This window comes from Streptomyces mutomycini (genome assembly GCF_001700505.1).
GTDB lineage: Bacteria > Actinomycetota > Actinomycetes > Streptomycetales > Streptomycetaceae > Streptomyces > Streptomyces mutomycini.
In genome coordinates this window covers 15,334-36,845 of the sequence record NZ_MAPV01000115.1, presented here as the reverse complement: position 1 = coordinate 36,845, position 21,512 = coordinate 15,334, and the positions used below count along the sequence as shown (strand labels likewise).

The 21,512-nt window shown below is 70.8% G+C and carries 19 protein-coding genes; 11 read left to right on the top strand and 8 right to left on the bottom strand.

What is annotated here, in order from left to right; genetic code table 11:
* Positions 1 to 273: 273 nt before the first annotated feature.
* Positions 274 to 3,423, bottom strand: a complete 3,150-nt coding sequence (ileS, locus tag BFF76_RS17670) for an isoleucine--tRNA ligase (protein WP_065848579.1) — start codon at positions 3,421 to 3,423, stop codon at positions 274 to 276.
* Positions 3,424 to 3,999: 576 nt separating this feature from the next.
* Here ileS and BFF76_RS17665 point away from each other — a divergent pair.
* From BFF76_RS17665 to BFF76_RS17650, 4 genes are all read left to right on the top strand, one after another.
* On the top strand, positions 4,000 to 4,782 hold the full coding sequence (locus BFF76_RS17665) for a TraR/DksA family transcriptional regulator (RefSeq protein WP_065848578.1): 783 nt from the start codon (positions 4,000 to 4,002) through the stop codon (positions 4,780 to 4,782).
* A 161-nt stretch (positions 4,783 to 4,943) separates the two neighbouring features.
* Positions 4,944 to 5,561, top strand: a complete 618-nt coding sequence (lspA, locus tag BFF76_RS17660) for a signal peptidase II (protein ID WP_031098953.1) — start codon at positions 4,944 to 4,946, stop codon at positions 5,559 to 5,561.
* Positions 5,562 to 5,584: 23 nt separating this feature from the next.
* Positions 5,585 to 6,526, top strand: a complete 942-nt coding sequence (locus BFF76_RS17655) for an RluA family pseudouridine synthase (protein WP_053929871.1) — start codon at positions 5,585 to 5,587, stop codon at positions 6,524 to 6,526.
* A complete protein-coding gene (locus BFF76_RS17650) occupies positions 6,523 to 6,999 on the top strand; it encodes a GNAT family N-acetyltransferase (RefSeq protein ID WP_031098955.1) in 477 nt (158 codons plus the stop codon). Before BFF76_RS17655 ends, BFF76_RS17650 begins: the two co-directional genes overlap by 4 nt.
* A 62-nt stretch (positions 7,000 to 7,061) precedes the next feature.
* On the opposite strand, the gene BFF76_RS17645 is transcribed toward BFF76_RS17650, so the two are convergent.
* Complete coding sequence (locus BFF76_RS17645) at positions 7,062 to 8,204, bottom strand: mechanosensitive ion channel family protein (protein WP_031098957.1); 1,143 nt, start codon at positions 8,202 to 8,204, stop codon at positions 7,062 to 7,064.
* Positions 8,205 to 8,241: 37 nt separating this feature from the next.
* Between BFF76_RS17645 and BFF76_RS17640 the strand changes: the two genes are divergently transcribed.
* The gene (locus BFF76_RS17640) at positions 8,242 to 8,820 is read left to right on the top strand and encodes a dienelactone hydrolase family protein (protein ID WP_031098959.1); all 579 of its coding nucleotides are present in this window, start codon (positions 8,242 to 8,244) and stop codon (positions 8,818 to 8,820) included.
* 168 nt (positions 8,821 to 8,988) lie between these two features.
* On the opposite strand, the gene BFF76_RS17635 is transcribed toward BFF76_RS17640, so the two are convergent.
* The 3 genes from BFF76_RS17635 to BFF76_RS17625 are packed head-to-tail and all read right to left on the bottom strand — an operon-like array spanning position 8,989 to position 11,962.
* Complete coding sequence (locus tag BFF76_RS17635) at positions 8,989 to 9,804, bottom strand: DsbA family protein (protein ID WP_031098963.1); 816 nt, start codon at positions 9,802 to 9,804, stop codon at positions 8,989 to 8,991.
* A gap of 52 nt (positions 9,805 to 9,856) precedes the next feature.
* Positions 9,857 to 10,576 (bottom strand): hypothetical protein, encoded by a 720-nt coding sequence (locus tag BFF76_RS17630; RefSeq protein WP_053929873.1) that lies wholly within the window; start codon positions 10,574 to 10,576, stop codon positions 9,857 to 9,859.
* 60 nt (positions 10,577 to 10,636) lie between these two features.
* Complete coding sequence (locus tag BFF76_RS17625; RefSeq protein WP_031098968.1) at positions 10,637 to 11,962, bottom strand: DUF2252 domain-containing protein; 1,326 nt, start codon at positions 11,960 to 11,962, stop codon at positions 10,637 to 10,639.
* A 221-nt stretch (positions 11,963 to 12,183) separates the two neighbouring features.
* Between BFF76_RS17625 and dnaE the strand changes: the two genes are divergently transcribed.
* Positions 12,184 to 15,720, top strand: a complete 3,537-nt coding sequence (gene dnaE / locus BFF76_RS17620) for a DNA polymerase III subunit alpha (RefSeq protein WP_031098970.1) — start codon at positions 12,184 to 12,186, stop codon at positions 15,718 to 15,720.
* Positions 15,721 to 15,754: 34 nt separating this feature from the next.
* On the opposite strand, the gene BFF76_RS17615 is transcribed toward dnaE, so the two are convergent.
* Complete coding sequence (locus tag BFF76_RS17615; RefSeq protein WP_031098972.1) at positions 15,755 to 15,934, bottom strand: hypothetical protein; 180 nt, start codon at positions 15,932 to 15,934, stop codon at positions 15,755 to 15,757.
* Positions 15,935 to 16,200: 266 nt separating this feature from the next.
* Between BFF76_RS17615 and BFF76_RS17610 the strand changes: the two genes are divergently transcribed.
* The 5 genes from BFF76_RS17610 (at position 16,201) to BFF76_RS33015 (ending at position 20,512) form a co-directional block, all read left to right on the top strand.
* Positions 16,201 to 17,454 (top strand): NYN domain-containing protein, encoded by a 1,254-nt coding sequence (locus BFF76_RS17610; protein WP_031098973.1) that lies wholly within the window; start codon positions 16,201 to 16,203, stop codon positions 17,452 to 17,454.
* 118 nt (positions 17,455 to 17,572) lie between these two features.
* Positions 17,573 to 18,556, top strand: coding sequence for an ABC transporter ATP-binding protein (locus tag BFF76_RS17605; RefSeq protein WP_031098975.1), 984 nt, complete (start codon positions 17,573 to 17,575; stop codon positions 18,554 to 18,556).
* Positions 18,557 to 18,614: 58 nt separating this feature from the next.
* Positions 18,615 to 19,445, top strand: a complete 831-nt coding sequence (locus BFF76_RS17600) for an ABC transporter permease (protein WP_031098977.1) — start codon at positions 18,615 to 18,617, stop codon at positions 19,443 to 19,445.
* A 34-nt stretch (positions 19,446 to 19,479) separates the two neighbouring features.
* Positions 19,480 to 20,223, top strand: a complete 744-nt coding sequence (locus tag BFF76_RS17595) for an ABC transporter permease (protein WP_065848577.1) — start codon at positions 19,480 to 19,482, stop codon at positions 20,221 to 20,223.
* 115 nt (positions 20,224 to 20,338) lie between these two features.
* Positions 20,339 to 20,512 carry a hypothetical protein gene (locus tag BFF76_RS33015; RefSeq protein WP_167359505.1) on the top strand — a complete coding sequence of 58 codons (174 nt, stop codon included), beginning with the start codon at positions 20,339 to 20,341 and terminating at the stop codon, positions 20,510 to 20,512.
* A 33-nt stretch (positions 20,513 to 20,545) separates the two neighbouring features.
* On the opposite strand, the gene BFF76_RS17590 is transcribed toward BFF76_RS33015, so the two are convergent.
* Together BFF76_RS17590 and ybaK are read right to left on the bottom strand one after the other, a co-directional pair.
* The gene (locus BFF76_RS17590; RefSeq protein ID WP_065848581.1) at positions 20,546 to 20,890 is read right to left on the bottom strand and encodes a TraR/DksA family transcriptional regulator; all 345 of its coding nucleotides are present in this window, start codon (positions 20,888 to 20,890) and stop codon (positions 20,546 to 20,548) included.
* Between the two features lie 108 nt (positions 20,891 to 20,998).
* The gene (gene ybaK / locus BFF76_RS17585; RefSeq protein WP_031098986.1) at positions 20,999 to 21,499 is read right to left on the bottom strand and encodes a Cys-tRNA(Pro) deacylase; all 501 of its coding nucleotides are present in this window, start codon (positions 21,497 to 21,499) and stop codon (positions 20,999 to 21,001) included.
* Between the last annotated feature and the right edge of the window lie 13 nt (positions 21,500 to 21,512).

Sequence of the window (21,512 nt, the reverse complement as noted above, 5' to 3'; positions counted from 1 at the left end):
GGGCTTGTTCCCCAGGCCCGCCCCTTCCCGAACCGGGGGCTCAGCCCTCCGGCCCCCGCTCCTCAAACGCCGGAGGGGCTGAGGGGGGTGTGCTCCGGGGGAGGAGGACCCACCGGCGGGCCGGGCTGGCCAGGCAGGTCGGATGGTTCTCGGGGTGCCGGGCGGTCAGGTGTGCTTCGTCACGGCGGGGAAGGACGCCGAGCCGGGGCCGGGGAAAACGGAAGCGGCCCGGCCATCCAGGGGGATGGGCGGGCCGCTCGGGTCGGGTGTGGGTCAGCTTTCCGTCTTGCGGAGACGGAAGGTGAGGGACAGGCCCTCGTCCTCGAAGGCCGTGCCGTACGCGTCGTCCGCCTCGCCCTGCGCGTAGTCCAGGGCCAGGACCTCGTCCGCGATCAGGGCCGCGTGCTCGGTCAGGGCCTCGGCCGTCGCCGGGGACGCCGACGTCCAGCGGACCGCGATCCGGTCCGCCACGTCCAGGCCGCTGTTCTTGCGGGCCTCCTGGATCAGCCGGATCGCGTCACGGGCAAGCCCGGCCGCCCGCAGCTCGGGGGTGATCTCCAGGTCCAGGGCGACCGTCGCGCCCGAGTCGGACGCCACCGACCAGCCCTCGCGCGGTGTCTCCGTGATGATGACCTCGTCGGGGGCCAGGGTGACCCGCTCGCCGTCCACCTCGACCGACGCCGTGCCCTCGCGCAGCGCCAGGGAGAGCGCGGCCGCGTCGGCGTCCGCGACGGCCTTGGCCACCGCCTGGACACCCTTGCCGAACCGCTTGCCCAGCGCGCGGAAGTTCGCCTTCGCCGTGGTGTCGACCAGCGAGCCGCCGACCTCCGAGAGGGAGGCCAGGGAGGAGACGTTCAGCTCCTCCGTGATCTGGGCGCGCAGCTCGGGGGTGAGCGAGTCGAAGCCCGAGGCGGCGACCAGGGCCCGCGACAGCGGCTGCCTGGTCTTGACGCCCGACTCGGCACGCGTGGCCCGGCCCAGCTCGACCAGGCGGCGTACGAGGGCCATCTGCGAGGAGAGCGCCGGGTCGACCGATGCCGGGTCGGCCTTGGGCCATGTGGACAGGTGCACCGACTCGGGGGCCTCAGGGGCGACCGGGACGATCAGGTCCTGCCAGACCCGCTCCGTGATGAACGGGGTCAGCGGGGCCATCAGCCGCGTGACCGTCTCCACGACCTCGTGCAGGGTGCGCAGCGCCGCCTTGTCGCCCTGCCAGAAGCGGCGGCGCGAGCGGCGGACGTACCAGTTGGACAGGTCGTCGACGAAGGCCGAGAGCAGCTTGCCGGCGCGCTGGGTGTCGTACCCCTCCAGAGCCTTGGTGACCTCGTCGACCAGGGTGCCGAGCTCGCTCAGCAGCCAGCGGTCCAGGACCGTGCGGTCGGCCGGGGCCGGATCGGCCGCGGACGGTGCCCAGCCCGACGTACGTGCGTACAGGGCCTGGAAGGCCACCGTGTTCCAGTAGGTGAGGAGCGTCTTGCGGACGACCTCCTGGATGGTGCCGTGGCCCACGCGTCGTGCCGCCCACGGGGAGCCGCCCGCCGCCATGAACCAGCGCACCGCGTCGGCGCCGTGCTGGTCCATCAGCGGGATCGGCTGGAGGATGTTGCCGAGGTGCTTGGACATCTTCCGGCCGTCCTCGGCGAGGATGTGGCCCAGGCAGACCACGTTCTCGTAACTGGACTTGTCGAAGACGAGCGTGCCGACCGCCATCAGCGTGTAGAACCAGCCGCGCGTCTGGTCGATGGCCTCCGAGATGAACTGCGCCGGATAGCGGCTCTCGAAGACTTCCTTGTTCTTGTACGGGTAGCCCCACTGCGCGAACGGCATCGAACCCGAGTCGTACCAGGCGTCGATGACCTCCGGGACGCGGTACGCCTCCAGCTGGCAGTTCTCGTGCGAGCAGGTGAACGTGATCTCGTCGATGAACGGGCGGTGCGGGTCCAGGTCCGACTGGTCGGTGCCCGTCAGTCCGGTGAGCTCCGCGCGCGAGCCCACGCAGGTGAGGTGGCCGTCCTCGCAGCGCCAGATCGGCAGCGGCGTGCCCCAGTAACGGTTGCGGGACAGCGCCCAGTCGACGTTGTTGTTCAGCCAGTCGCCGAAACGGCCGTGCTTGACCGAGTCCGGGAACCAGTTGGTCTTCTCGTTCTCCTGGAGCAGCCGGTCCTTGACCGCGGTCGTGCGGATGTACCAGGAGGGCTGCGCGTAGTACAGGAGCGCCGTGTGGCAGCGCCAGCAGTGCGGGTAGCTGTGCTCGTACGGGACGTGGCGGAAGAGCTTGCCGCGCGCCGCCAGATCCTCGGTGAGGGCCTCGTCGGCCTTCTTGAAGAAGACGCCGCCGACCAGCGGGAGGTCCTCCTCGAAGGTTCCGTCGGGGCGGACCGGGTTGACGACCGGCAGGCCGTACGAGCGGCAGACGAGGAGGTCGTCGGCGCCGAAGGCGGGGGACTGGTGGACCAGACCCGTGCCGTCCTCGGTCGTGACGTACTCGGCGTTGACGACGTAGTGCGCCTCGGAGGGGAACTCGACAAGCTGGAAGGGGCGTTCGTAGCTCCAGCGCTCCATCTCACGGCCGGTGAACGTCTGACCGGTGAGCTCCCAGCCCTCACCGAGCGCCTTCTCGACCAGCGGCCGGGCCACGACCAGCTTCTCCTCGCCGTCGGTCGCGACGACGTAGGAGACGTCGGGGTGTGCGGCGACGGCGGTGTTGGAGACCAGGGTCCAGGGGGTCGTCGTCCAGACCAGCAGGGCGGCCTCGCCGGCCAGCGGGCCGCTCGTCAGCGGGAAGCGGACGAAGACCGAGGGGTCGACGACCGTCTCGTAGCCCTGGGCGAGCTCGTGGTCCGAGAGGCCGGTGCCGCAGCGCGGGCACCAGGGGGCGACGCGGTGGTCCTGGACCAGCAGGTCCTTGTTGAAGATCTCCTTCAGCGACCACCACACGGAGTCGACGTACTCCGGGTCCATCGTGCGGTAGGCGTCGTCCAGGTCGACCCAGTACCCCATGCGGGTCGTGAGCTCGGTGAACGCGTCGGTGTGACGGGTCACGGACTCACGGCACTTCGCGTTGAACTCGGCGATGCCGTAGGCCTCGATGTCCTTCTTGCCGTTGAAGCCCAGCTCCTTCTCCACCGCGAGCTCGACCGGCAGGCCGTGGCAGTCCCAGCCGGCCTTGCGGCCGACGTGGTAGCCCTGCATGGTGCGGAAGCGCGGGAAGACGTCCTTGAAGACGCGTGCCTCGATGTGGTGGGCCCCGGGCATGCCGTTGGCGGTCGGCGGGCCCTCGTAGAAGACCCACTCGGGGCGGCCCTCGGACTCCTCGAGACTCTTGGCGAAGACCTTGCTGTCGCGCCAGAAGTCGAGCACGGCGTGCTCGAGGGCGGGCAGGTCGACCTGGGCGGGTACCTGGCGGTACTGCGGCGATGTCATGTGCGGGCTTCCTCCGGCGGACGTCTTCCACTTCCGTCGGAGGGACGAGAACCGGATCGGCTCCCGCGGTACCACCCTCCTTGGCCCCGGGCATGCACCCGTGGCCCCCTCATTGGGGCAGCGATGCCGGGTCTAGTCGCCTTGCTCCCGTGGGCGGATCCCATGGGTCCAAGGCTTTCTTCCGGCGGCTCCGGGGTGATTTTCACGGCGCGCTCGCCCCCGGGCTCCCACCGTCCCCGGGTCGCTCCTGGCTGCGTACGACGCTACTCGTCCCGTCCATGCCTCTCGCTGCGGCCAGTGTACGGGCCCGTACGGGCGGCGGCCGACCGGTTTTGGGCCGGCGGCACACGGGAGGGGCTTGCACCCGAATGGCCACTCGGCGCGGACGGAGTCCCGGAGAGCGAGCGGGGGCGGATTACCGGGCGGGGAGCTGGGCACAACGGTTGCAGGCGCGCCACTGCCCGGCCGCGGGGAGGGGCGAACCGGCGGCGTGCCCCGTTGCCGCGGAGCTGGGGTCGATTTATCGTCCCAGCACGATTCGCGTGCAAGATCACAATATGTGAAGGGGCCGCGGCCATGGTGACGAAGAAGACCGCCGTACCGAGAACGGCATCCGAAGGATCCACGGCTGCGGCTGCCGAGGAGGAGACGGGGAACGCGGGCGAGGAGAAGCCGGCCGGGAAGAAGGCGAGGAAGGCCGCCGGAAAGAAGACGGCCGCACATCCGCCGGAGCCGGAGCGGGCCGGTGAGGAAACGGCCCACGAAGGGCCGGCGAAGAAGAGCACGGCCAGGAAGAGCGCAGCAGGTAATGCGTCGAGGAAGGCCACGGGGGCGGCTCCGGCCGCCGAGCAGACAGGAGCCCACACGGTGGTAGCCAAGAAGAGCGCGGCCCGGACCACGGCTGCAGGAGAGGGCACCGCGACGGCGGTCGCACCGGCCGGGGCCGGAGTCGCGACGGCGCCCGGAGACCTGGCGGTCAGGCCGGGGGAGGACCCCTGGACCCCGGAGGAGGTCGACACGGCACGGACCGGGCTTGCCGGTGAGGTCCTGCGGCTGCGCACGGAGCTGGAGGCGTCGGGTGCGGCGCTGGCCGGGCTGATGCGCGACTCCGGGGACGGGGCCGGCGACGACGACGCGGACACCGGCACGAAGAACATCACCAGGGAGCACGAGCTGTCCCTCGCGGCCCACGCCCAGGAGACCCTGGAACAGACCGAGCGAGCCCTCGCCCGGCTCGACGCGGGGACCTACGGTCTCTGCGAAGTCTGCGGCAAGCCGATCGGCAAGGCGCGGATGCAGGCCTTCCCCCGGGCCACGCTCTGCGTGGAGGACAAGCAGAAGCAGGAGCGGCGCGGCTGAAGGCCCGCACGGATTCAGGCCCGGACCGGGCGGGACGGGACCGGACCGGGCCTGATCCGGAGGAAGCGGCCCGGCGGTCCGGGATCCGGGGCTGAGAACCCCGGATCCCGGGGTGTGTCGTACCCTCGTCCTCAGTCAGGCACCTAGGTTGAGGGACTCACGTGGCAGAGGCGGAGCGCATCATCGGTACGCCGGATATCCCCGATGCCGAGGGGGCGGACGGGGCTGAGCCCCAGCAGCCCGCCGGAGGCCCGGCCCCGGAGGGGAGCGACGAGCCGGGCAGCGCCCGGAGCGGGAAGAAGAAGGTCCTGGTACTCCTGGGTGTGGCCGTCCTGGCCTATCTCCTGGACCTGGTCAGCAAGATGATCGTGGTCGCGAAGCTGGAGCACGAGGAGCCCATCGAGATCTTCGGCGACTGGCTGAAGTTCGACGCGATCCGCAACGCGGGTGCCGCGTTCGGGATCGGTGAGGCGTTCACCGTGATCTTCACGGCCATCGCGGCCGTGGTGATCGTCGTGATCATCCGGCTCGCCCGCAAGCTCTACAGCCTGCCCTGGGCCATCGCACTGGGACTGCTGCTCGGCGGAGCGCTCGGCAACCTCACCGACCGCATCTTCCGCGCGCCGGGCGTCTTCAAGGGCGCGGTGGTCGACTTCATCGCTCCGGCCCACTTCGCCGTCTTCAACCTCGCCGACTCCGCGATCGTGTGCGGGGGGATCCTCATCGTGATCCTTTCCTTCAAGGGCCTGGACCCCGACGGCACCGTGCACAAGGACTAGTGGGCGCAAGGCATACTCGACTGGTGAGTACGTATCCCGAGGTCCGCACCCTGCCCGTACCCGACGGCCTGGAGGGCGAGCGTGTCGACGCCGCCATCTCCCGGATGTTCGGTTTCTCCCGCACCAAGGCCGCCGAGCTGGCCGCAGCCGGGAAGGTCCAGGTGGACGGAGCGGTTGCCGGGAAGTCCGAGCGGGTGCACGGCGGTGCCTGGCTCGAAGTGGAGATGCCCCAGGCACCCGCTCCGGTCCAGATCGTCGCCGAGCCCGTCGAAGGCATGGAGATCGTCCATGACGACGACGACATCGTCGTCATCATGAAGCCGGTCGGCGTCGCCGCCCACCCCAGCCCCGGCTGGACCGGCACCACCGTCATCGGCGGCCTCGCGGCCGCCGGCTACCGCATCTCGACGTCGGGTGCCGCCGAGCGGCAGGGCATCGTGCACCGCCTGGACGTCGGCACCTCCGGTCTGATGGTCGTGGCCAAGTCCGAGCGGGCCTACACCCTGCTCAAGGCGCAGTTCCGCGACCGGGTCGTCGAGAAGAAGTACCACGCGCTGGTGCAGGGTCACCCCGACCCGATGAGCGGCACCATCGACGCCCCCATCGGCCGCCACCCGCAGCACGACTACAAGTGGGCCGTCACCGCCGAGGGCAAGCCCTCCGTGACGCACTACGACCTCATCGAGGCCTTCCGGGCGGCCAGCCTGCTCGACATCAAGCTGGAGACCGGGCGCACGCACCAGATCCGTGTGCACATGTCCGCGCACCGCCACCCCTGTGTCGGCGACCTGACCTACGGCGCCGACCCGACGCTGTCCAAGCGCCTCGGCCTGACCCGGCAGTGGCTGCACGCGGTCCGCCTCGGCTTCGAGCACCCGGCCGACGGCGGCTGGGTCGAATTCGAGAGCGGCTACCCGGACGACCTCCGCCACGCCCTCGACACGATCGCGGCGGAGAGCGAATGAACCCCGGGGCCGCCCCCTGCGTCACCCGGCGGGCTGTCGACGAGAGCGACCTCGCGGCGTGCTTCCAGGTCCGCAAGGACGTCTTCGTCGGGGAGCAGCAGGTGCCCGAGGAGATCGAGTACGACGCCCACGACTCCACAGCGGTGCACGTCATCGCCGTAGACGCGTCCGGCTCCGCACTCGGCACGGGACGGCTGCTGCACGGTGAGGCCGCCGCGGGAAAGACCGGCGGCGACCTGACCGTCGGGTCGCTCGGCCGGCTCGCCGTGACCCGCGAGGCCCGTGGCCTCGGCGTCGGGGCCGCACTGGTCCGCGCCGTGGAGGAGGAGGCCCGCACCCTGGGCCTGTCCGCCGTGGACCTGCACGCGCAGACGCACGCGCTCGGCTTCTACGAGCGGCTCGGTTACACGGCGTACGGGCCCGAGTTCCCTGACGCGGGGATGCCGCACCGGGCCATGCGCCGCGCGCTCTGACGTTGCGTCCGGCAGTTCAGTACCGCAGGCCGCCCGGCCCGGCGTGGCGCCGGGCTGCCGGGTCAGCCGCGGCCCGTGCGCGGGGCCTTGTCGAGGTCGGCCGGACGGCCGTTGGCCGACGGGCTCATGGACTCCGCGCCGGTCAGCTCCCGCCAGTGGTCGCCGGGCGGCAGCGCCGCGGGAGACGTCACGACCCGGGGCAGTGCGTACGGATGGTTGTCCCGGAGCCAGCCGATCATCTGCTCCCGCACGGCGCAGCGCACCGTCCAGATGTCGTCCGCGTCCTTCGCGGTGACCACCGCCCGCACCTCGATCGTCGTGGGGGTGGTGTCGGTGACGGCCAGGGACCAGTCGCGGCCGTCCCAGGCGGCGCACTCCCCGAGGACATCGCGCAGCCGGTCGCGCATCGCCGCGACCGGGGCCGAGTGGTCGAGCTGGAAGAAGACGGTGCCGGTCATCTGCACCCCGCCGCGCGACCAGTTCTCGAACGGCTTGCTCGTGAAGTACGACACGGGCATGGTGATCCGCCGCTCGTCCCAGGTCCGCACCGCGAGGAAGGTCAGGGTGATCTCCTCCACGGTGCCCCACTCGCCGTCCACCACCACGGTGTCGCCGATCCGCACCATGTCGCCGAAGGCGATCTGGAAACCCGCGAAGAGGTTGCCGAGCGTCGACTGCGCGGCGACACCGGCGACGATGCCGAGCACACCGGCCGACGCCAGCATCGACGTGCCGACGGCGCGCATCGCCGGGAAGGTCAGCAGCATCGCCGCGATCGCGACCGTCGCCACCACGGCGGTGACCACACGCTGGATCAGGGTGACCTGGGTACGGACCCGTCGTACGCGGGCGGGGTCGCGGGTCCCCGTCGCGTACCGCGCGTACGAGGACTGCACAATGGTGGCCGCGACGCGGATCACCAGCCAGGCGGACGCCGCTATCAGCACCAGCGTCAGGACCTGACCGATTCCCGCTCGGTGCTCCCGCACCAGGTCGAGCCGGATCTGGCCGAAGCTGGCCCTCAGCAGCGCCGTGCAGAGCACGACCTGCAGGGGGAGCCGGCAGAGCCGGAGCAGACCCCAGACGGGCGTCTCGTGATGCCGGCTGTCGGCGCGGCGCAGCAGCAGATCGACCAGCCAGCCCACCAGCAGCGTGATCACCAGCGATCCGCCCACCACGAGCAGCGGTCGCAGTACGTTCTCCATTCCGTCGTCCTCCAAGAGTCGGGGCACGCCTGGCACCATGGACCGCATGAACATCATGCTTTTCCACTCGACCTGCGGTCTGAGGCCGGCCGTGCACGCGTCCGCCGAGCGGCTGCGCGCAGCCGGGCACGAAGTGCGCGTGCCCGATCTCTTCGAGGGGCACACCTTCGAAACCGTCGAGGACGGAATGGCCTTCAAGGAGCAGCTGGGCAAGGACGAGCTGCTCAAGCGTGCCGTCCTGGCCGCCGCGCCCTACTCCGACCAGGGCCTCGTCTACGCGGGATTCTCGTTCGGGGCATCGGTCGCGCAGACCCTCGCACTGGGCGACGCGAAGGCCCGGGGGCTGCTGCTGCTCCACGGCACCTCGGACATCGCCGAGAACGCCTCGGTCGACGAACTGCCCGTACAGCTGCACGTGGCCGACCCCGACCCGTTCGAGTCGCACGACTGGCTGACCAGCTGGTACCTCCAGATGCAGCGGACCGGCGCGGACGTCGAGGTCTACCGCTACCCGGGGGCCGGACATCTGTTCACCGACCCGGACCTGCCCGACTTCGACCAGGCGGCCGCCGAGCTGGCCTGGAAGGTCGCCATCGGATTCCTCGCGACCCTGTAGGCCGCCCGCACAACACGACGAGGGCCCGAACAGGTTCGGGCCCTCGTCCGTCTCAGCCGCGGGGTCAGCCGGCTCGGGCAGGCGGGCGAACCGGAGAGGTTCGCCCGCCTGTCGGTGATCCGCACCCGAAGTCGTGACTTCGGTGCTGTGGAGCCGGAGCTCCCCGCGTCAGCCCTTCAGCGCCTTGGTGATCGCGGTGTTGAAGTCGGCCACCGTCATGGGCGCGTTCTCGCTGCCCTCGGCGGTGACCTTCTTGCCGTCCATCTTGAGGGTCGGCGTGCCCTGGACACCGCTCTTGTCGAACGCCTTCGACATCTTGATCGCCCAGGCGTCGAACGTGCCGTCCTCGACGTTCTTCCGGAAGGCCGTGTTGCCCTTCAGCGCTTCCACCGAGTCCGCCACCTCGATCAGGTAACTGTCCTTGGCGAACTTGTCGTTCGCCTCCTCGGGGTGGTACTTGGCGGAGTACAGCGCGGTCTTGTACTCCAGGAAGGCTTCGGGGCTCACGTCGAGCGCCGCGCCCAGCGCGCTCAGGGCGTTCTTCGAGCCCTCGCCGCTGTCCGAGTTGTCGATGAAGGTCGCGCCGACGTACTTGATCTTGTACTTTCCGGCCTCGACGTCCTTGTCCACGGTCTCGCCGACCGTCTGCTCGAACGTGGCGCAGATCGGGCAGCGCGAGTCCTCGTACAGTTCCAGGGTCTTCTTGGCGCTCGACTCGCCGATCACGACGGTCGTGCCGTCGTCGCCCGAGGTGTTCTTGGGCGCGGTGACGTTCTTCGCGTCCGCGGCGGCCTCCCAGGCGGAGGGCTTGTTCAGCTGCATCACGCCGTAGCTGACGGCGCCGGCCACCGCGAGCACGGCCACGACGGAGACGCCGACGACGATCTGCTTGCGCGCCTTGTCCTTCTTCGCCTGGCGCTCGCGCTCCACGCGCAGCCGCTCACGGGCTGCGGACTTGTTGGCCTGGCTGTTGCGACTGCTCATGAGGATGCTCCGAAGAAGTGGGGGTGACTCTGAAGGGGGACTTACCGCGTACTCAGGCAGGGGTGAAGGCCGAGCGCGGCGGGCCCCTCCGTCCCACGGAGTGCACCAGGAAGCGGGCCGGGGCGAGCGGGTGCGGGCGGCCGGTGCGCCGGGCACCGGACCGCACACCGCGCCGCGCCCCGCCCGCCACGGCGACCGCGACGAGCAGCGGCCGGAAGGCGACGGCGGCCGCGGCGCGCAGCAGCCCCGCGAGCGCCGACTCGCCGCGCCGCAGCCAGGCGGCGGCCAGCAGGCCCACCGTCACGTGTGCGACCAGCAGCAGCCAGGGAACGGCGGGCCCCGGCGAGGCCAGCAGCGCGGCGGCGTGATGCGGCTCGGCGGTCACCCCGGCCAGGGGAGTGCCGACCGCGGCCACACCGGAGAGGCCGTCCGCCCCGGCTCCGTCGCCGCAGAGCACGTCGACGCCCACGGAGCGCAGCGGACCCGCTATCGGGCCGCCGGCCGCCCCGTAGCAGAGGTGCTGGCCCGTGGTGAACACGGTGTCGGCGGCCAGCTCCAGCGGAACCAGCAGCCCGGCGATCGCCCCGAAACCGCGCTCGCGGCCCGCCAGCGCGAACGCCACGGCGAAGACGGCCCCGGCCAGCAGTGCGACGGCGGTCATCGGCAGCGGGACCCGGGAGAGCAGCACATGGGACGCGGACGAGAGCGTGACGACGAGCGCGGTGAACAGCGCCGCGCGTACCGCTCTCATCTGCGTCCCTGATACGTCCATCGCCGGAGAGTGTGTCATGGGTACCCGTAGGAGAGCCCTAAAGGATCCGCCGGAGCGGGCCTACAGGCCCGGGATGCGGCCGTTGCGGAAGAGGTCGACGAAGATCTGGTGGTCGGCGCGGGTGCGCGCACCGTAGCTGTGCGCGAAGTCGACCAGCAGGCCGGCGAAGCCCTCCTCGTCGGCCGCGATGGCCGCGTCGATCGCGCGCTCCGTGGAGAACGGCACCAGCGAGTGCCCGCTCTCGTCGTCCGCGGCCGAGTGCATCGTCGCCGTGGCCCGGCCGAGATCGGCGACCACCGCCGCGATCTCCTCCGGCTCGTCGATGTCGGACCAGTCCAGGTCGACCGCGTACGGAGAGACCTCGGCGACCAGCTGACCCGACCCGTCCAGCTCGGTCCAGCCCAGCCAGGGGTCGGCGTGCGCCTGGAGCGCGCGCTGCGAGATCACCGTGCGGTGCCCCTCGTGCTGGAAGTACTCCCGCACCGCCGCGTCGGTGATGTGCCGGGACACCGCCGGGGTCTGCGCCTGCTTGATGTAGATCACCACATCGTTCTCCAGGGCGTCGCTGTTGCCCTCCAGGAGGATGTTGTACGAGGGCAGGCCGGCCGACCCGATGCCGATGCCGCGGCGGCCGACGACGTCCTTGACCCGGTAGGAGTCCGGCCGCGTCAGGCTCGACTCCGGCAGCGTCTCCAGGTAACCGTCGAACGCGGCGAGCACCTTGTACCGCGTCGCGGCGTCCAGGTCGATCGCGCCGCCGCCGTCGGAGAACCGGCGCTCGAAGTCCCGGATCTCCGTCATCGACTCCAGCAGGCCGAAGCGGGTCAGCGCCCGGGCGTCACGCAGCGCGCCGAGCAGTGGGCCCTCGGCGGTGTCCAGGGTGAACGGCGGCACCTCGTCGTTCTTGGCGCCGGTCGCCAGGGCGTGGATCCGCTCGCGGTAGGCGTCCGCGAAGACCCGGACGAGCTCGGAGATCTGGTCGTCGCCCAGCGCCTTCGCGTAACCGATCAGGGCGACGGAAGCGGCGAAACGCTTGAGGTCCCAGGTGAAGGGGCCCACATAGGCCTCGTCGAAGTCGTTGACGTTGAACACGAGCCGGCCGTTGGCGTCCATGTAGGTGCCGAAGTTCTCGGCGTGCAGATCGCCGTGGACCCACACCCGGCTGGTCCGCTCGTCCAGATACGGGCCGCCGCGCTGCTCACGCTCCAGATCGGCGTAGAACAGGCCGGCCGAGCCCCGGTAGAACGCGAAGGCGGAACCCGCCATCTTGCGGAACTTCACCTTGAACGCTGCGGGGTCGGCGGCCAGGAGCTCCCCGAAAGCGGTGTCGAAAACGGCGAGAATCTGCTCCCCGCGCTGCTCCGCGCGGGTCTGCGTGTCCGACATCGCTGGGTGCCTCCTGGTACAGGGCGTGCATGACAAATGGGACGGGCGTCCCCGCTCTTCCAACGCGCGACCGTACCCCGGAGTGCCCGTCGTCCGTGACCTCCAGGACGTAGACTTCCACGCTGTCCCCCCAACCCGTCACCTCCCACCCGTCGCCCGACCACCACCCCTCATCGAGGCGCTTCGCGCCGCCCTGAAGACCGCCCCGGAGGCACAGCGCCGTGAGCAAGCCGCCCTTCACGCACCTGCACGTCCACACCCAGTACTCGCTGCTGGACGGTGCCGCGCGGCTCAAGGACATGTTCGAAGCGTGCAACGACATGGGCATGTCGCACATCGCGATGACCGACCACGGCAACCTCCACGGGGCGTACGACTTCTTCCACTCGGCCCGGAAGGCCGGAGTGACGCCGATCATCGGGATCGAGGCGTACGTCGCCCCCGAGTCCCGCAAGCACAAGCGCAAGATCCAGTGGGGCCAGCCGCACCAGAAGCGCGACGACGTCTCGGGTTCCGGCGGTTACACCCACAAGACGATCTGGGCTTCGAACAGCACCGGGCTGCACAACCTCTTCAAGCTCTCCTCGGACGCGTACGCCGAGGGCTGGCTGCAGAAGTGGCCGCGGATGGACAAGGAGACCATCTCCCAGTGGTCCGAGGGCCTGATCGCCTCCACCGGGTGCCCCTCCGGCGAGGTGCAGACCCGGCTGCGGCTCGGGCAGTTCGACGAGGCGGTCCAGGCAGCCTCCGACTACAAGGACATCTTCGGCGAGGGCAAGTACTTCCTGGAGCTGATGGACCACGGCATCGAGATCGAGCGCCGGGTCCGCGACGGGCTCCTGGAGATCGGCCGGAAGCTCGGCATCCCGCCGCTCGTCACGAACGACTCGCACTACACCTACGCCAACGAGGCGACGGCGCACGACGCCCTGCTGTGCATCCAGACCGGCAAGAACCTCTCCGACCCGGACCGCTTCCGCTTCGACGGCACCGGCTACTACCTCAAGACGACGGACGAGATGTACGGCGTCGACTCCTCCGACGCCTGGCAGGAGGGCTGCGCCAACACCCTCCTCGTCGCGCAGCAGATCGACACCACCGGCATGTTCGAGAAGCGCGACCTGATGCCGAAGTTCGACATCCCGGACGGCTTCACGGAGATCACCTGGTTCCAGGAGGAGGTCCGGGTCGGCATGGGCCGCCGCTATCCCGGCGGTGTCCCCGAGGACCGGCAGAAGCAGGCCGAGTACGAGATGGACATCATCATCCAGATGGGGTTCCCGGGGTACTTCCTCGTCGTCGCCGACTTCATCATGTGGGCCAAGAACAACGGCATCGCGGTCGGCCCCGGGCGTGGTTCGGCCGCCGGATCGATCGTCGCCTACGCCATGGGCATCACCGACCTCGACCCGATCACACACGGGCTGATCTTCGAACGCTTCCTCAACCCCGAGCGCGTCTCCATGCCCGACGTCGACATCGACTTCGACGAGCGCAGGCGCGTCGAGGTGATCCGTTACGTGACCGAGAAGTACGGCGCCGACAAGGTCGCCATGATCGGCACCTACGGCAAGATCAAGGCCAAGAACGCGATCAAGGACTCCGCCCGGGTCCTCGGATACCCCTATGCGATGGGCGACCGGCTCACCAAGGCCATGCCCGCCGACGTCCTCGGCAAGGGCATCGACCTCAACGGCATCACCGACCCGAAGCACCCGCGCTACAGCGAGGCGGGCGAGATCCGCGGGATGTACGAGAACGAGCCTGACGTCCAGAAGGTCATCGACACCGCCAAGGGCGTGGAGGGCCTCGTCCGGCAGATGGGCGTCCACGCGGCCGGCGTGATCATGTCCAGCGAGCCCATCGTCGACCACGCGCCGATCTGGGTGCGGCACACCGACGGCGTCACCATCACGCAGTGGGACTACCCGCAGTGCGAGTCGCTCGGCCTGCTGAAGATGGACTTCCTCGGCCTGCGCAACCTGACGATCATGGACGACGCCATCAAGATGGTGAAGGCCAACAAGGGCGTCGACCTGGAGATGCTCTCCCTGCCGCTGGACGACCCCAAGACGTACGAGCTGCTGTGCCGCGGTGACACGCTCGGGGTGTTCCAGTTCGACGGCGGGCCGATGCGTTCACTGCTGCGCCAGATGCAGCCCGACAACTTCGAGGACATCTCCGCGGTCTCGGCCCTCTACCGGCCGGGCCCGATGGGAATGAACTCCCACACGAACTACGCCGAGCGCAAGAACGCCCGGCAGGAGATCACCCCGATCCACCCGGAGCTGGAGGAGCCCCTGAAGGAGGTCCTCGGGCTCACCTACGGCCTGATCGTCTACCAGGAGCAGGTGCAGAAGGCCGCCCAGATCGTCGCCGGGTACTCGCTCGGCGAGGCCGACATCCTGCGCCGTGTGATGGGCAAGAAGAAGGCCGACGAGCTGGCGAAGAACTTCGTCCTCTTCGAGGCCGGCGCGAAGAAGAACGGCTTCTCCGACGCGGCGATCAAGGCCCTGTGGGACGTCCTGGTCCCCTTCGCCGGATACGCGTTCAACAAGGCGCACTCCTCCGCCTACGGACTGGTCACCTACTGGACCGCCTACCTCAAGGCGAACTACCCCGCCGAGTACATGGCGGCCCTGCTGACCTCGGTCAAGGACGACAAGGACAAGTCCGCGGTCTACCTCAACGAGTGCCGGCGCATGGGCATCAAGGTGCTCCCGCCCAACGTCAACGAGTCCGAGTCGAACTTCGCCGCCCAGGGCGACGACGTGATCCTCTTCGGGCTGACGGCCGTCCGCAACGTCGGCCAGAACGTCGTCGACTCGATCATCAGGTGCCGCAAGGCGAAGGGGAAGTACTCCACGTTCCCCGACTTCCTCGACAAGGTCGAAGCGGTCGTCTGCAACAAGCGCACCGTCGAATCGCTCATCAAGGCCGGCGCCTTCGACGAGATGGGACACACCCGCAAGGGACTCGTCGCCCACCACGAGCCGATGATCGACAACGTGGTGCAGGTCAAGCGCAAGGAGGCCGAGGGGCAGTTCGACCTCTTCGGCGGCGGCGAGGAGGCCGGCGGCGAGCCGGGCTTCGGGCTCGACGTGGAGTTCTCCGACATCGAGTGGGAGAAGTCCTACCTGCTCGCGCAGGAGCGCGAGATGCTCGGCCTGTACGTCTCCGACCACCCGCTCTTCGGTCTGGAGCACGTGCTGTCCGACAAGTCGGACGCGGCGATCTCGCAGCTCACCGGCGGCGAGCACTCCGACGGCGCGATCGTCACCGTCGGCGGCATCATCTCCGGCCTCCAGCGCAAGATGACCAAGCAGGGCAACGCCTGGGCCATCGCGACCGTGGAGGACCTCGCGGGCTCCATCGAGTGCATGTTCTTCCCCGCGACCTACCAGCTGGTCTCCACCCAGCTCGTCGAGGACACCGTCGTCTTCGTCAAGGGGCGCCTCGACAAGCGCGAGGACGTGCCGCGCCTGGTCGCCATGGAGATGCAGGTGCCCGACATCTCCAACGCCGGGTCCAACGCGCCCGTCATCCTGACCATCCCCACGGTCCGGGTCACCCCGCCGATGGTCAGCCGGCTCGGCGAGGTCCTCAGCAGCCACCGGGGCGACACCGAGGTGCGCATCAGGCTCCAGGGCCCCCGCAAGACCACCGTGCTCCGGCTCGACCGGCACCGCGTCAAGCCGGACCCCGCCCTCTTCGGTGATCTGAAGGTGCTGCTCGGCCCGTCCTGCCTGGCCGGCTGACGGTCTCCACCGCACCCGCGAGAGGGGCGGGCGGTCAGTTGTGGCCGAAGCGCTTCTGGTGCTTGCGGGCGACATCCGACGGGCTGCCCTGAGCCTGCGTCTGGGGCGAGGTCTGCGACTCGTACGACGTCGACTTGGCCTCCTCCGCGCCGCGCTCCGCGGCGGACGCGCGGTCGTGCTGACTGCCCTGCTTGCGGTTCTTGTTCTTCGCCATCGTCATGCCTCCTGTGGGAGATCTGGGGGTCCAGAACCGCTGTCAGACTCACATAGCGCCACAAACGCCGCATGTTGGATCATTACCGAGCGTAGTACCCGCGGTATCATGCGCCGCTTCCGAATCCGCCACGCCGATGATCGAGTTCCGGACCTCAAGCCCCCTGCCGTCGGGCAGACTCGAAGGAAACCCTGAGTAAGCAAACCCCGGGTCGGCGGACCTCCCCCATGTCCGGTCCAGCTGATCCGCTCCCGGAATGGAAGAGGGTGGAACGCGTGGACCGTTGCGTCGTCCTGGTGGACGCCGGCTACTTGCTGGGCGCAGCCGCGAGTCTGCTGGCCGGAGAGCCCGCCCGTTCCCGCATCACCGTCGACCACACGGCCCTGATCCAGGGCCTGCGTGAGCGTGCCGAGGCCGATACGGAGCAGCCCCTGCTCCGCATCTACTGGTTCGACGGCGCCCCCGACCGAGTACCGCAGCCCGAGCACCGCAGGCTGCGAGTCATGCCGCGCGTGACCGTTCGGCTGGGAGCGCTCACCCGCAGTGACGGACGCTGGGCGCAGAAGGGCGTCGACGCCGCCATGCACGCCGAGCTGACCGAGCTGGCCAGGAACCGGGCCTGCTCCGACGTGGTGCTCGTGACCGGCGACGGCGATCTGCTGCCCGGGCTCATGTCCGCCAAGGAGCACGGCGTCGCCGTCCACCTCTGGGCCGTCCAGGCCGCCGACGGCGACTACAACCAGTCCGAGGACCTGGTCGCCGAGGCCGACGAGCGGCGGGTGCTCGACCGGGCCTGGATCACCAAGGCCGTACGGGCCAAGGAGACCGGAGGCGTGTGTGCGCCGCCGCCCGTCCCTCGCCCGGAGATCGCCGCGATCCTGTCCGCGCCGCTTCCCGAGGCCGCCCTCGCCGCGTCCGCCGAGCGGGCATCGGAGGCCCAGGCCGCCGCGGCCCGCGCCGGGGCCGGCGCCGGAGAGGCCGCCCCGGACCCTCAGCCCGCTCCCGGCCACAAGGGCGTTCCCACCCCCAAGGACCTGGCGAGCCTGCGCGCACCGGGTCCGCAAGCCGCGCAGCACACGGCGCAGCCGCCGGCCCCCAACGCGACACTGCGCTGGTCCTCCGACAAGGGCTGGCTCGAACGCGGCGGACCCCTCGGCGAGCCCGCCGAGACCGCGTCCCTGCCGACCCTGGCCCAGCTCACCAGCGCCGAACAGCGCTGGGCCGACCGGGAGGAGGACATCACCACCGTCGGCGGTGACCCCTTCGAGGTCGGTCAGGTCTTCGCCCGGCGCTGGATGGAGCGGCTGCCGGAGACCGTCCACCTGCAGAAGCTGTCCACGATGTACCCCCGCGTCCCGCACCGCATCGACGGCGAACTGCTGAGGTACGCCGCCCGCTTCGGACTGCTCGCGCACAAGGACGACCAGATCGACGAGCACGACCGCTATGCCATCCGGGCGGGGTTCTGGCGCGAGATCGACGTACGGGCCGCCGCCGAGCACGCTCCCGCCGGGGAGTGAGCGGGGCCGCCCTGCCCGGCCCCGGACGCAATACGGGGCATCCGACCCCGTAGTCTCATACCTCGTGAGTACGGGCACAGCACAGGCTACGGGCGCAGCACAGGCAGGGACCGGGGTCGTGTGCGCGGTGCGTGACCTGGTCAGGACCTACCCCGCCGTCCGCGGCCGACGCGGCCGCGCCGCCACTCCCGAGGTGCGCGCCACCGACGGGGTCTGCCTCGATGTCCGGCGTGGCGAGATCTTCGGCCTGCTCGGTCCCAACGGCGCGGGCAAGTCCACGCTCGTGCGGCAGCTCACCGGACTGATGCGCCCCGACTCGGGGAGCGTCGAGGTGCTGGGACACGACCTCGTGCGCCATCCCGAGCGGGCCTCGCGGCTCATCGGCTACCTCGGCCAGGAGTCCACGGCCCTCGACGAACTGACCGTGGCGCTCGCCGCGGAGACGACCGGCCGCCTCAGGGGCATGCCCGTACGGGAGGCGCGGGCCGCGCGCGACGACGTACTGGAGGAGCTCGGGCTCACCGCGCTCGCCGGGCGCCCGCTCAACAAGCTGTCCGGCGGGCAGCGGCGGCTCGCCTGCTTCGCCGCCACGCTGGTCGGTGAGCGCCCCGTCCTGGTGCTGGACGAGCCGACGACCGGCATGGACCCCGTCGCCCGGCGCGCCGTCTGGTCCGCCGTCGACCGCCGGCGTGCCGAACAGGGGGCGACGGTGCTGCTCGTGACCCACAACGTCATCGAGGCCGAGACGGTCCTGGACCGGGTGGCCGTCATGGAACGGGGCAGGGTCATCGCCTGCGACACCCCGGCCGGGCTCAAGGAGCGGGTGGCCGGCGAGGTGCGGGTCGAGCTGATGTGGCGCGAGCGCGCACCGCTGGACGTTCCGGAGGTGGCCGCGCTCCGCGAGTCCGCGCAGGAGTCGGGGCGCAAGTGGGTGCTGCGGCTCGGGGCCGACGAGGCACGGGCCGCGGTGGCCGCGGTGACCGGCGGGGAGGCATTCTCCTCGCTCGACGACTTCACGCTGGCCACGCCCAGCCTGGAGGACGTCTACCTGGCGCTCGGCGGGGACGCCGCGAGGGCCACCGAAGGCTTGGTGAAGGCGTGATCAGGACGGTGAACGTGTGGGGATACGTGTCGGAGTGGGACGGGAGCGCTGCCAGGTGATGAGCACGGCTCCCACGGAGTCCGCGAAGGCGCGGACCTCCGCCGTACGGCCCGGCCGGCCCTCCCGTACCGCTCCCGCCGCCCTCGCACCTCGGGCCAGGATGCTTCCCTCGCTGGCCGCCGTGTACCGGGCGCAGCTGTCACGGGCGAGGGTCGCGCGGATTCCGCTGCTGTTCGTCGCGACGTTCCAGTCCGTCGGGATCATGGTGCTGATGCGCGGGGTCGTCGACGGCGGCGCGGAGGCGCGGGCCGTCGTCGCCGGGTCCAGCGTGCTGGTCGTGGCGTTCGTCGCGCTCAATCTGCTCGCCCAGTACTTCGGCCGGCTCCGGGCCGACGGCGGACTCGACCACTACGCGACGCTGCCGGTGCCGCCCGCCGCGGTGGTGCTCGGGGCGGCGGGGGCGTACGCCTCGTTCACCGTGCCCGGCACGATCGTCACAGCGGTGGCGGGCAGCGCGCTGTTCGGGCTTCCGATGACACACCTGTGGGTGCTCGTCGCCGTCATCCCGCTCTCCGGGGCCGCCCTCTCGGGACTGGGCGCCGCGCTCGGGCTGCTGGCGCCGCGCCAGGAGCTGGCGACGCTGCTCGGCCAGCTGGGCATGTCGGCCGCGCTCCTGCTGGGCGTACTGCCCGCCGAGCGGCTGCCCGGCCCTGTCGGGTGGGCGCGTGACCTGCTCCCGTCGACATACGGTGTCGAGGCGCTGTCCCGGTCCTTCGACACCCACCCCGACTGGGCGGTCGTCGGCCTCGATCTCGCCGTGTGCGCGGCGGTCGGTGTCCTCTCGCTGGCCGTGGCCACGTGGGCGTACCGTCGCGCGGCGGTCCGGTGAGGCGGGGCACGGACCGGCCTGGCACGATGGCACCGTGACCGCACCGTTGACGCCGCCGCACCAGCCCCAGTCGAACGACCCGTGGCAGGCCCCGCCGTCCGGGTCGCATGCCGCGCCCGGTGAGCAGCCGGGCCTGGACGAGCGGCGTACGGAGATCATCCAGGCCGCCGTGATCGCCGCCGTGCTGACGGTGGTGGGGGTGGCCCTCGGGTGGCTGTGGCTGTGGCTGGCACCGAGGGTGCCGCTCGTCTCCGACGACACCGCAGTGTTCCTCAAGAACAGCGAGGGCGAGGAGGCCATGGGGGCCGACGGCACGTTCGTGCTGCTGGCACTCGCCTTCGGCCTCGTCTCGGCGGTCGCCGTCTTCCTCTTCCGCCGCCGCGGGGGCATCCCGCTGGTGGTGGGACTCGCCCTGGGCGGGCTGCTCGGCTCCCTCCTCGCGTGGGGGATCGGCACCTGGTTCGGGCCGACGTCCGATGTGGTGGCCCACGCCAAGGAGGTCGGCAAGGGGGTCACCTTCGACGCGCCGCTGGAGCTGCACGCGGTGGGGGCGGCGATCCTTGCCTGGCCCATCGCGGCGATGATCGTCCACCTGGGACTGACGGCGCTGTTCGGGCCGCGGGACCCCGAGCCGGAGTGGGGTGTCTTCCACGGGGCGAGCTCCTACTACGGGGCGCCTCAGGCCGAGCCGGAGGCCGGAACCGCGTCCGGGCCGGCCGAGGAGCCGGGAGCCGCGGACGGCCGGCCGGCGGACGGGCCGGGATCAGCGCGGTCGTAGGTCGCTCCGGAGCCACCTCCCCGGCACGTCCGGACTTCGGGCGTTTCCGGATCGGGCGGTTTCGGTGCCGGGGCCAGGGGCAGGCGACCGGGTGAGCCCCTACGGAAGGACCGACATGAGTGCCGGAGAGAAGAGCAAGGCCAAGACCGAGCAGATCGTCGGCAAGGCCGTACGCAAGGTGGCCCACGCCCTCGGTGACGACACCACCGCGGCCAAGGGAGCGGCGCTGGAGGCCCGGGGCAAGGGCCGGGGCACCAAGGAGAAGTCCAAGGACGCCTTCAAGCGCTGACCACGCGCCGGCGAAGGAGTCCTCCCGGCCCGGTCAGCGCGGTACGTCTCCGGCGCAGCGCACACAGGTCGTCGCTGCCGGACGTACCTCGAGACGGCCCGGTGGGATCGGCTCACGGCATCGCGCGCAGCGCCCGTAGTCGCCTCGCTCCAGCCGCTCCAGCGCCCGGTCCACCTCATCCAGGTGGTCGCGCGCCTGCGCGAGCAGCGAGGCGATGTGGGCCCGCTCGAATGCGGTGCTGGATCCCTCCGGGTCGTGCTCGTCGTCGACCGCCACCAGCGCGTTCGCCTCGACGATTCCGTCGAAATCGCGGTGCAGGGCGGCGATCCGGGCATCCGTGTCGCGGCGTTCCGCCATCAGCCGTGCGTGGGTGGACATCGCCCGGTCATCCGGTCCGGCACGCAGCGGAGAAGTGAAGTCGTTCACCTGTGTCACAACGGCCGCACCCCGGGCCCGCATTCCGCGCGCTCGCGCGGGCGTCTCCCGCTATGCCCGGCCGATCGGGGCCAGGGTGGCTTTCGTCAGAGCGGCCAGGTCCGCGGGGGAGAGTTCCACCTCCAGGCCGCGCCGGCCCGCCGAGACGCAGATCGTGGCGTGGGAGCCGGCCGACGCGTCCAGCACTGTACGCAGGCGCTTGCGCTGGCCCAGGGGGGAGATGCCGCCCCTGACGTAGCCGGTGGTGCGTTCCGCCGCCGCCGGGTCCGCCATGGCGGCCCGCTTGCCGCCCACCGCCGATGCCAGCGCCTTCAGGTCGAGTGATCCCGCGACGGGGACGACGGCGACGACCAGCTCGCCGTCGACGTCGGCGACCAGGGTCTTGAACACCCGGTCCGGCGACACCCCGAGCGCCTCGGCCGCCTCCTCCCCGTAGGACGGGGACGAGGGGTCGTGGTCGTACGAGTGGACCGTGAACGTGGTGCCGGCCCCGGTCAGGGCGACCGTGGCCGGGGTACCGCCGGGCTGCTGCTTCCTGGACTTCTTCGCCACCGGGCAGGTCCTC

Coding starts and splice junctions, on each gene's coding strand:
- BFF76_RS17640 (WP_031098959.1), top strand. CDS start 8,242: ATGGACCGCATGAACATCATGCTTTTCCACTCGACCTGCGGTCTGAGG.
- BFF76_RS17590 (WP_065848581.1), bottom strand. CDS start 20,890: ATGTCCACCCACGCACGGCTGATGGCGGAACGCCGCGACACGGATGCC.
- BFF76_RS17635 (WP_031098963.1), bottom strand. CDS start 9,804: ATGAGCAGTCGCAACAGCCAGGCCAACAAGTCCGCAGCCCGTGAGCGG.
- BFF76_RS17625 (WP_031098968.1), bottom strand. CDS start 11,962: ATGTCGGACACGCAGACCCGCGCGGAGCAGCGCGGGGAGCAGATTCTC.
- BFF76_RS17615 (WP_031098972.1), bottom strand. CDS start 15,934: ATGGCGAAGAACAAGAACCGCAAGCAGGGCAGTCAGCACGACCGCGCG.
- BFF76_RS17665 (WP_065848578.1), top strand. CDS start 4,000: ATGGTGACGAAGAAGACCGCCGTACCGAGAACGGCATCCGAAGGATCC.
- BFF76_RS17645 (WP_031098957.1), bottom strand. CDS start 8,204: ATGGAGAACGTACTGCGACCGCTGCTCGTGGTGGGCGGATCGCTGGTG.
- BFF76_RS33015 (WP_167359505.1), top strand. CDS start 20,339: ATGAGTGCCGGAGAGAAGAGCAAGGCCAAGACCGAGCAGATCGTCGGC.
- ileS (WP_065848579.1), bottom strand. CDS start 3,423: ATGACATCGCCGCAGTACCGCCAGGTACCCGCCCAGGTCGACCTGCCC.
- BFF76_RS17600 (WP_031098977.1), top strand. CDS start 18,615: ATGAGCACGGCTCCCACGGAGTCCGCGAAGGCGCGGACCTCCGCCGTA.
- BFF76_RS17630 (WP_053929873.1), bottom strand. CDS start 10,576: ATGGACGTATCAGGGACGCAGATGAGAGCGGTACGCGCGGCGCTGTTC.
- BFF76_RS17650 (WP_031098955.1), top strand. CDS start 6,523: ATGAACCCCGGGGCCGCCCCCTGCGTCACCCGGCGGGCTGTCGACGAG.